This window comes from Rhodoferax sp. P1_F3 (assembly GCF_056405715.1).
On record NZ_JBFUBO010000016.1, the window covers coordinates 68460 to 77065 of the forward strand.

Here is an 8606-nt window from a genome sequence, read left to right on the forward strand (position 1 = left end):
CTACGATGCTGGCAAAAAATCCGAAACTCAACGTTGGAGACCCTATGGCACCTGTGTGGCGAACCCTGGCGGTATTCGGGCTTGGGCTGGGCCTGTTGGGTGGGGTGGCACCGCAAACGCTGGCCGCTGACTACAAAATGTCCACCCTGGAATGGGCCCCCTACACGGGCGCCGCGCTGCCTGGCCTGGGCTTTGTGTCCGCCACCATTGCCGATGCCCTGCAGGTAACGGGAGCTTCGGTAGAGATTCAGTTTTTTCCTTGGTCGCGGGCTGTGCGTTTGGTGGAGACCAATTCACGCTACATCGGCTTCTTCCCCGCCTACTACTCGCGTGAGCGTGCCAGCCACTATTTGTTTTCCGAGCCCATAGGGCGCAGCACCATGGTGTTTCTGGAGCGGGCCGACAACCCGGTGAAATGGGCCAGCTACGACGACTTGCAGGGGCGCCACATTGGTGTGGTGCGTGGCTTTGTGAACACCGAAGAGCTGGACGCCCGCATTGCCAAAAAAACGGTGCTGGCCGAAGAGGTGCCCGACGACCGCAGCAACATCCTGAAGCTGGCGGCCGGCCGGGTGGACCTGGTGGTGATTGACAGCCACGTCTACCAGCACCTGGTGCGCACCGACCCCGAAGTCACCCGCGTGGCCCATCTGCTGCAAGCCAACCCCAAGGTGCTGGACGTCAAGAACCTGTATGTGTGCTTTCAGCGCACACCGGATGGCGAGAAGGCCCTGCGCGCGCTGAACACTGGCCTGCGCAAAGTGCGCCCGACTATGTAGGCGTGCCTGCGTCCAGCAGGTCTTGCAGGGGCAGGGGGCGGGCGTAGTGGTAGCCCTGGCCGTAGTCGCAGCCCATGCTGGCCAGCATGGCGCCCGTCTTGGCGTCTTCAATACCCTCCGCCACGGTGGCAATGCCCAGCAAGCGCGACAACTCCAGTGCCGACTTGATGATCTGGAAGCTGCGCTCCGAGTCGTGCATTTGTGCCACAAAGGCCCGGTCGATCTTGATGGCGGTGAAGGGCAGGGTCTGCAGGTAGTCCAGCCCGGCGTAACCGGTGCCAAAGTCGTCTAGCGCAATGCCCACGCCCATGGTGCGCAGCTGCGCAATGGCGCTGGAGACTAGTTCCACGCTGCTGATGATGACGGTCTCGGTCAGTTCGATGCGCAGCTCGGACGCGACAATGTGCGAACTGGCAATGCACTCGCGAATGCTCTCCACGATGCCGGGGTTGCAGAGCTCAGGCGCCGACAGGTTGACGCTGACAAACGGCGCACCATGCGAAGTGCCAGCGCAGCGCAGGCGCAACAGCGGCCAGTCGGTGGTGGCGCGCTTAAGCACCCACTGGCCAATGCGGTGCACCAGGCCGGTTTTCTCGGCCAGCGGAATGAATTCATCAGGCCGCACCACGCCCAGCTGGGGGTGGCGCCAGCGCACCAGGGCCTCAAACCCTGCCAGTGAACCATCGGCCAGCCGAACAATCGGCTGGTAATACAGGTCCAGCTGGCCGCGGTCTATGGCGTCTGACAGGTCATGCGCCAGCGAGAGCGTGCGCACGGCTGCGGCATGCAGGTCGGTGGGAGGCGATGGCTCGGCCAGCGCGGGCGGGGTGGACAGGGATGCCGCTGCGTCCCCCTGAATTTTGTTGCGAAAGCGCTCCAGCAGCAGGCGCAGCAAATACTGAATGACGGGGTCGGCCCGGCCCAGCAGTTCCTCCACATGGGTGCGGTCTATGCGAATCAGGGTGGTGGGAATGAGTGCGCGCACCGTGGCGGTACGGGCCTGGCGGTCCAGCAGGGCCACTTCGCCAAACATGGCGCCCTGAGCCAGCACGGCCACGCGCTGCTGGTTTGGTGGGGGGCCGACCAGCACTTCCACACAGCCCGACTCGATCACATACGCCGATTCGCCCGCGTCGCCCACGCTGAACACGGTGACACCGGCGTCAAACACTTCCCGGCCAAATTCACTGATCGAAGTTTCCATGGGGGTGCCTGTTCAGTGAGGGGACTTATTTAGCAAACAACTGGCCAATGTCCTTGAAGGCCTTGAACTCCAGCGCGTTGCCGCACGGGTCCAGCAAAAACATAGTGGCCTGTTCACCCACCTGGCCCTGGAAGCGGATGCCGGGCTCCAGCACAAAGGCCGTGTGCCGGCTTTTTAACCGTTCGGCCAGGGCGTGCCAGGTGTCCCAGGCCAGCACCACGCCAAAGTGCGGTACCGGCACATGGTGGCTGTCCACCTCGTTGGTGTGGGCGTGGGTTTGGGAGTCGTTTTTGGGCGCCAAGTGGATCACCAGCTGGTGGCCAAAGAAATTGAAGTCCACCCACTGTGCGCTGCTGCGGCCCTCTGCACAACCAAACACCTCGCCATAAAACTGGCGCGCAATGGCCAGGTCATACACAGGAATGGCCAAGTGAAAAGGCTGCAACGACATCGGTGGGCTCCCTGTAAACAATGCTTGCTCGAATGCTAACCCAGCGGCAGCGCGTCCAGTGTGGCGTAGGTGGTCTTGAGCCAGGTTTTGACACGCTGGCGTTCCAGCATTCCCAGGCTGTCTTCGCCGCCCTTGTGGGTGATGGCGGCCCAGAAGCTGGCGTTTTGCCGGTCGATCTTGCGCATGCTGGCCTCGTGCAGCTGGCCCAGCGAAACCACATGCCCGCCCAGTGCCACGGCCTTCTTGAGGGCGGCGGAGTCTTGCAGCTGCGAGAAATCTGTGCCGCGGCCCAGGTTTTTCACCACGATGTAGTTGGGCCCGGGGCCATAGGTGGCGACCAGCCGGTCCAGCAGATCCACCGAGTCTTTGCCCGCGTCAGCCACGTGCCAGAAATTGACCGTGACGCCCAGGCTGGCCATTAGCGAGACCAGGTCCGAGTCTTTCACCCAGCGTGCCAGCGGCAGCGCGGTTTGCGCGGCCAGGTCCACGATCACGTTGGGGTAGGTGCCTTCGATGGGTTCGTCCTCAAACACGCCGGCTACCAGGTCCAGGCCTTCGTAGGTGTCCACCACCACGGGGGCGGCGTAGTCGGCATAAAAACGGGTGAACGAGTTGTGCGAGCGGTCGGTGTCAAAGCCCGTGAAAGCGCGGCCTTGGTCGATGAAGTACTGCGCCAGCACGCGGGCTACCACCGATTTACCCACCCCGCCTTTTTCGCCGCCGATGAAGTTGATTGAGGGCATGTGTGTTTTCCTTGCAAAGCCCTGAGTATGCAAGTTGCGTGCAAAGGCCGCGTGACAGTCCCGCCGACAAGGGGCCCCAGCTATCTGCCTAGGCGCAAACGACGCGGTTGCGACCCAGGTTTTTCGCCCGGTACAGGCGCTCGTCGGCTGCGGCAATGAGTTGCTGCGCGGTCATGCCCACGCCGCGCGACATCAGCACAGCCACGCCGCAACTGGTGCTGACATGCGGCCCGATGCTGGATCGTTCGTGGGGAATTTGCAGGCGGGAGATAGCTTCGCGCGCAGCTTCAGCAATGCGCGTTGCGCCGGCCAGTTCGGTGTCGGGCAGGATGATCGCAAATTCCTCACCACCGTAGCGCACGGCCTTGTCGGCTGGGCGTTTGCAGCACGACTGGATAGCCACAGCTACCTGCTGCAGGCAGGCATCGCCAATTTGGTGGCCGTAAAAGTCGTTGTAGGCCTTGAACTGGTCCACATCGCACATGACCAGGGCGAGTGACCTGTTGTAGCGGCTTGCCACGGCAATCTGCTCGGCCAGGTACTCATCGAAGAAGCGCCGATTGGCCAGCTCGGTCAGCCCGTCGTGCCGGGACAAATGAACCAGCTGCGTGTTGGCCGCGCTCAGTGCGGCAGATAGCTGCACCAGCCGTGCGTAGTGTTTGCCGTCTTCGATGAGCAGCACGATGAGCAAAAAGCTGGCGGCCAACAGACCGTAAATCCGTCCTACATACCAACCCAAGTCGTAGCGGCCTGTGTTGAGCAGTGCAGCCAGGGCAATGTCGAACAGCCATACGCACATCACCACCATCAGCCACAGGTCCAGCACGGTGTGGGGCTTGTGCTGCCACAGTACAGCCAATGCCACCAGGCTGATCACCCAGATGCCCAGTAGCACGACGTGGCCCAGTTCGGTGGTGCGGTTGCCGTTGAGAAATTCGGGGATATGGGCCTGGCCGGTGGTGGCAAACACGGTATAGGCCAGCACCAGAGTCAGAACCCCGCCGATGGTCCACAAAATCACAGTGCGCGTCTTTTGACGAGCCGCAGTGCTGGGCAGCGGAAGGGTGGGGACTGCACTCTTGGCTTGGAAGCGGGTGTAGGCCATGACGAACAGGGGGAAGCCCGCGTGCCAGAACATGTACATGGCCGAGGTGGTCTGGGGGCCGGCGCCAAACAGGCCGGGTGGTGCAAACAGGCCCGGAAAAATCACGGCGTAGGCAGCGGTAATACAGGCCGTGAACAGATAGCCCGCCGCGAGAACCAGCAAGCCCCAGGACCGCAACACACTGAACTGACCAAACAACAGGGCCGCGGTGATCAGATCGCAGATCACCAGCCAGGATACATAAACGGGGATGAACGCAGGAAACTGGGCCAGTGGCGTTTTGGCATACGGTACGGCACAGAAGAAAAAGAGGGCCGACGCCAGCACGGCAAACAGCGCGTACTGGTTTTCGCGGCGGCCAGCGGGCTTGGTGGAAAGAAAAGCCCAGCGCTCGTCTGTCAGGTCTACTTGCATGCTTCTATCTCTAATGTGCAGCTTTTTGCGCTGCTCCAACGGTTCAGGTATGTTAAACCGTCTGCCCCTCCCTCGTCGATAGGACATTCCTGACAGTATTTCCTGACGGCATTGCGGGGTAGCGCCCCGACTTGGTGCCGTTTTTCCTGGTCGGCTTGCGCTTGGACAGGCTGTTGGCCAGCAATTCGGTCAAATCGACCACATTGGAGGCTATAGCGTCTGGGGCATTCTCCAGCGGGGTGACGCTTTCGGTTTCACCGGCGGCTACCTTTTTTCGCACCAGTTCCTGGATGGCGTTGCTGAACTGGTTACTGTAGTCCCTGGACTTCCATGGGTGGGTCATTTCACTGATGCGCTGCGCAGCCATCTTCAGCTCCGCCGGTTTCAGGCCTGCCGCAGTCTTGCCCTGTGCGGGCAGTTGGAGATCGTCCAGAGGCCGAATCTCGTTGGCCCAGCGGATGGTGTTGAGCACCAGGGCTGCACCCGCGGCCTATGGGCTCCAGGTAGTAGGGCGTTTCCAGCAGCGTGAACGGGATCTCGCGGGCTTCTACAAACGATTCAATCTCGATCGTCTGCGTGGACTTTGGGGTACGCGGCCTTGATCTGGTCGTCGCTCAGAATCACGTAGTCGCCGTCCTCTTGCTGGATGCCTTTGGCGATGTCCTTGCTCTGAATTTCCTTGCCGGTGCGCTTGTTGATTCGCTTGTAGCCCACGGGGTCCATGGAGCGTTTATCGAGCCAATCGAAATCGATGCCGACCTTTTGCGAGGCGGGGTACAGGGTTATACCGGTACATGCACCAGACCGAAGGTAATGGCGCCTTTCCGGATTGCACGTGGCATGGAAACTCCTTGCTCGTCCTAAGGCCGAATGTGGATGGGGAATTACGGCTGTGCCGCGGCGTTTCGTTCACGCTGTGGAAGGTATAAAACGGCGGCGGGACAATATCTGTGTGTTGACGTACAGAAGCCGCCGCGGCATTGAAAGAATATTTCCCCGCCAGCCCTGTACACGCAGTGCTGGCACTAACCGCACTCTTTCACAACCTTGCAAGTGAGCCGACTATGCCCAACGCCAACACGACCGAACACCACAACCCCAGTGCCACGGCTGCCGCCTATGCCGTCGAAGAGATGGACCCGGCCGCCGAATATGCCTATTGGCGTGACCATTTTGCGAATCGTCCGGATGTCGATGATGGAGCGATTTTTGACGACTATGCGCCGGCCTATGTGTTCGGGATTCATGCGTCCGCCAAATTCCCGGACCGGGGCTTTGAGGAAGTGGAGTCCGACCTCGCGTTGGAGTGGCCCACCGTGCGCGGTGATTCCAACCTGGAGTGGGAGCACGCACGCGACGCCACTCGCGATTCCTGGGTCCACTCGCGGCGGGATCTGGAAGTAGTGCTGCTGACCGACGCTGTGAGCGCAGATTAACGAAACAGGGCCGACACCCCGGCCAGGCAGGCGCTCGCAGTCAGGGACGCAAAGAACCAGACTGCGAAATAGGCCAGCACTGTGCACATGCTGTCGGTCGGGGACTGGGGAACGCGGAAACTGAAGTTCATGGTCGAACCCGTCAGGTGGAGGAAGGACATCGCAGCCCGCACACCGGAGTGTGCAGACCTTCCAAATCTCATTCCTCTGGACCCTAAGTCAAGCCAGTGATTCCTTCCGTGCGGTACACAACATTGGGGTGATCAGTGTTCCCATGCTGCAACGATCTTTGCCATGCTGCCATCCGCACGCATCGCCGCGATAGCGGTATTCAGCCTTGCCATCACTTCCGCCTGATCGGGTCTAGTTTTTGCAATCCCAATGTAATTTAGATCAACAACCAACGGTGGCGTTTGCACGGTCAGTAGAGACATGTCAACTCCGGCAAGTTTGGAATAGTATTTCACCGCAGTGTTACCACCTGACAGTACTGCCGCGTCGATTCGTTCAGCAACAAGTTTATTTAAACGGGAATCGCCACTATTGTCTCGATCTTCGTAAAACAGTGGGAGTGCCGCTTCGAACTGCTCGCCATAAGACGAACCACGTTGAATGCCGACACGCTTACCTTTTAGGTCAGAAAATTGAGATATCTTGAGATCGGCTTTCTTTAAGGTTATGACTTGGACGCGGTCCTCAAGCACGACGTCGGTAAAGTTGAATATTTTTCCGCGTTCAATCGTTTTGGAAAGGCCGGCCAATACTCCCTCCCCTTCCTGGGCCAACTTGTAAGCCCTCGCCCACGGTACTGCTTCAACCACAGGCGTGTAGCCCGCACGACGAATAATGGCAGCGGCGACCTGAGTGACGTAGCCTGTTGGCTTCCCGTCTTCGTCCAAAAACATCTTTGGGGCGACTTGAGATGCAACGAGTAATTTCAATTCTGGTTCCGCCGCCTGGAGGCACTTGACCATGACGCAATTCATCAGAATCACAGCCAACCAACCCATCCACCAGGCCCAGCGTTTGGGTCCCCCGAGGCGAGTGAATTCAGTAGCCACCATGTTGTGCCCCATTCTTGTAGGTTTTCTGCAAGGCTTCCACGACTAAACGCGAGCCAACGTGGGGGCTCAGTCGTTGCCGCCCCTTGCTCGGTTCTCAACAGTATTGAGGCTTCTGCAAGACATGTCAATCATGAAATCTCCGTGATGGGGTTCATCCCAGGTACCGCATTCAAAAATGCGGTACCACTGGTGATAGAGAAGGAAATGTAATTGTTGTTTGTATCCACTTCAGTAGTGTCCCAACGTTCATCAGAGGAGAACGAGCTGATTGGGCTCGAAATCCGACTCTGGATTTGTTGAGGGTGGCGTAAGTAGTTGATTTATAGGGATTGTTTCAAACATGGACAGACTCAGGATCTGTAGGATTTCATACAGGCCTCCACTTGCCAGCGCTGGCGGTACAGGTCGGCAATCAACTCCGGCTTCAAGGCGAAGTTGTTGGTCAGAAACGCCAAGCGTTTCCCGGTGTCGTCCTTGACCACCACACGGCGCAAGGTCGTGGGGTAATCCTTGCTCGAATAATGTGTCGTCAACACGCCGGTCTGATCGCAGATCACCGTCGTATTGATCCGGTCCACCGGGTGCGAGTAGCGCCGTTTGAATTTGGTATTGCTCTTGGCGCGGGTCACAAAGAAGGCTTGCGCCTCGTGAATGACAAACAGCCGGGCAAAATCCAGATAACCCCGATCCATCAGATAGAAGGCTCCCGGCTCCAGCACCAGGTCGTCCAAGACATTGACCTCGTGCGTTTTGCCGTCTGTGATGTGAATGAAGCTGGGGATGTTTCCTCTCAAATCGAGCAAGGTATGCAACTTGATGGCGGCCTTGGTCGAGCGAAATGGTGCCCACGCGAACACCGACAGACACAGGTCGATGGTGCTGGCGTCGAAGGCGTAAACCGCCGCGTCGAGTTCCACGCCGAACGGTTCCTTGGCATACAGAGGCCGCGCTATGCCAATCAGATGTTGGGCAAAGTCTGCATAGATCTGCCACGGGCGCGTGGCGTTTGCATTGGCCAGCGTGTTGCGCGAAATCGTCTGGCAACGAAACCCCATGTGGTACAGCCGCCTGGTCTGAGCACGCAGGTTGACTTCGATGTCGCGCAAGGACTCGCGGTAGGTCAACTGGGCGAAGGCCATGGCGAAGAACTGATCCAGGCAAGAGAAGTCCTTGACCTTGTGTTCGCCCCGGTGATCGGCCACGCATCGGCGAAACGTGCTCAGTGGCAGATAGACCATGAGTTGCGCAAATACGAGCTTGCCTTGGTGCATGGTGGTCTTGGGCGCAAAGCCGCAAAAAACCGCCAGTCTGGCGTTCGACGTTTAAATCGAGACCAGATTCAATCACCAAATTCTTCAAGCAAATCATTAACTTACGACGTCCTGATGTGCAAACGTTGGGACACTACTG

The 8606-nt window shown here is 59.1% G+C and carries 11 protein-coding genes and 1 pseudogene; 3 read left to right on the forward strand and 9 right to left on the reverse strand.

Going from position 1 to position 8606, the window contains the following annotated elements; translation table 11 throughout:
* Positions 1–44: 44 nt before the first annotated feature.
* Positions 45–779 carry a substrate-binding periplasmic protein gene (locus AC1DZ5_RS20195; RefSeq protein WP_477892376.1) on the forward strand — a complete coding sequence of 245 codons (735 nt, stop codon included), beginning with the start codon at positions 45–47 and terminating at the stop codon, positions 777–779.
* On the opposite strand, the gene AC1DZ5_RS20200 is transcribed toward AC1DZ5_RS20195, so the two are convergent.
* The 6 genes from AC1DZ5_RS20200 to AC1DZ5_RS20225 all read right to left on the reverse strand — a co-directional run bounded on the left by AC1DZ5_RS20200 (position 772) and on the right by AC1DZ5_RS20225 (position 5581).
* Positions 772–1983 (reverse strand): EAL domain-containing protein, encoded by a 1212-nt coding sequence (locus AC1DZ5_RS20200; protein ID WP_477892378.1) that lies wholly within the window; start codon positions 1981–1983, stop codon positions 772–774. The genes AC1DZ5_RS20195 and AC1DZ5_RS20200 overlap by 8 nt on opposite strands.
* Before the next feature lie 25 nt (positions 1984–2008).
* Positions 2009–2434, reverse strand: a complete 426-nt coding sequence (locus AC1DZ5_RS20205) for a VOC family protein (RefSeq protein WP_310338206.1) — start codon at positions 2432–2434, stop codon at positions 2009–2011.
* 35 nt (positions 2435–2469) lie between these two features.
* Positions 2470–3177: a P-loop NTPase family protein gene (locus AC1DZ5_RS20210; RefSeq protein ID WP_477892381.1), complete on the reverse strand. Its 708-nt coding sequence runs from the start codon at positions 3175–3177 to the stop codon at positions 2470–2472.
* An 88-nt stretch (positions 3178–3265) separates the two neighbouring features.
* Complete coding sequence (locus AC1DZ5_RS20215) at positions 3266–4696, reverse strand: sensor domain-containing diguanylate cyclase (RefSeq protein WP_477892383.1); 1431 nt, start codon at positions 4694–4696, stop codon at positions 3266–3268.
* A gap of 52 nt (positions 4697–4748) precedes the next feature.
* Positions 4749–5168, reverse strand: a complete 420-nt coding sequence (locus AC1DZ5_RS20220; protein WP_477892385.1) for a Ku family protein — start codon at positions 5166–5168, stop codon at positions 4749–4751.
* An 86-nt stretch (positions 5169–5254) separates the two neighbouring features.
* Entirely contained in the window at positions 5255–5581 is a 327-nt protein-coding gene (locus tag AC1DZ5_RS20225) for a Ku protein (protein WP_477892395.1), read from the reverse strand.
* A 179-nt stretch (positions 5582–5760) separates the two neighbouring features.
* Here AC1DZ5_RS20225 and AC1DZ5_RS20230 point away from each other — a divergent pair, with 179 nt between their 5' ends.
* Positions 5761–6132 (forward strand): hypothetical protein, encoded by a 372-nt coding sequence (locus AC1DZ5_RS20230; RefSeq protein ID WP_477892387.1) that lies wholly within the window; start codon positions 5761–5763, stop codon positions 6130–6132.
* On the opposite strand, the gene AC1DZ5_RS20235 is transcribed toward AC1DZ5_RS20230, so the two are convergent.
* The 3 genes and pseudogenes from AC1DZ5_RS20235 to AC1DZ5_RS20245 form a co-directional block, all read right to left on the reverse strand.
* Positions 6129–6263, reverse strand: a complete 135-nt coding sequence (locus AC1DZ5_RS20235; protein WP_477892389.1) for a hypothetical protein — start codon at positions 6261–6263, stop codon at positions 6129–6131. The genes AC1DZ5_RS20230 and AC1DZ5_RS20235 overlap by 4 nt on opposite strands.
* A 132-nt stretch (positions 6264–6395) precedes the next feature.
* Positions 6396–7196 carry a substrate-binding periplasmic protein gene (locus AC1DZ5_RS20240; protein ID WP_477892391.1) on the reverse strand — a complete coding sequence of 267 codons (801 nt, stop codon included), beginning with the start codon at positions 7194–7196 and terminating at the stop codon, positions 6396–6398.
* A 365-nt stretch (positions 7197–7561) separates the two neighbouring features.
* Positions 7562–8467 (reverse strand): annotated as a pseudogene (locus tag AC1DZ5_RS20245) (IS4 family transposase); the annotation flags it as partial.
* Between AC1DZ5_RS20245 and AC1DZ5_RS20250 the strand changes: the two are divergent.
* A partial coding sequence (locus tag AC1DZ5_RS20250) for a hypothetical protein (RefSeq protein ID WP_477892397.1) occupies positions 8375–8606 on the forward strand: 232 nt, incomplete at its 3' end. The pseudogene AC1DZ5_RS20245 and the gene AC1DZ5_RS20250 sit on opposite strands and share 93 nt — an antisense overlap.

What these genes read in the sequence shown, in the direction of transcription:
- AC1DZ5_RS20195 (WP_477892376.1), top strand. Translation starts at nt 45, where the DNA reads ATGGCACCTGTGTGGCGAACCCTGGCGGTATTCGGGCTTGGGCTGGGC.
- AC1DZ5_RS20200 (WP_477892378.1), bottom strand. Translation starts at nt 1,983, where the DNA reads ATGGAAACTTCGATCAGTGAATTTGGCCGGGAAGTGTTTGACGCCGGT.
- AC1DZ5_RS20205 (WP_310338206.1), bottom strand. Translation starts at nt 2,434, where the DNA reads ATGTCGTTGCAGCCTTTTCACTTGGCCATTCCTGTGTATGACCTGGCC.
- AC1DZ5_RS20210 (WP_477892381.1), bottom strand. Translation starts at nt 3,177, where the DNA reads ATGCCCTCAATCAACTTCATCGGCGGCGAAAAAGGCGGGGTGGGTAAA.
- AC1DZ5_RS20215 (WP_477892383.1), bottom strand. Translation starts at nt 4,696, where the DNA reads ATGCAAGTAGACCTGACAGACGAGCGCTGGGCTTTTCTTTCCACCAAG.
- AC1DZ5_RS20230 (WP_477892387.1), top strand. Translation starts at nt 5,761, where the DNA reads ATGCCCAACGCCAACACGACCGAACACCACAACCCCAGTGCCACGGCT.
- AC1DZ5_RS20235 (WP_477892389.1), bottom strand. Translation starts at nt 6,263, where the DNA reads ATGAACTTCAGTTTCCGCGTTCCCCAGTCCCCGACCGACAGCATGTGC.
- AC1DZ5_RS20240 (WP_477892391.1), bottom strand. Translation starts at nt 7,196, where the DNA reads ATGGTGGCTACTGAATTCACTCGCCTCGGGGGACCCAAACGCTGGGCC.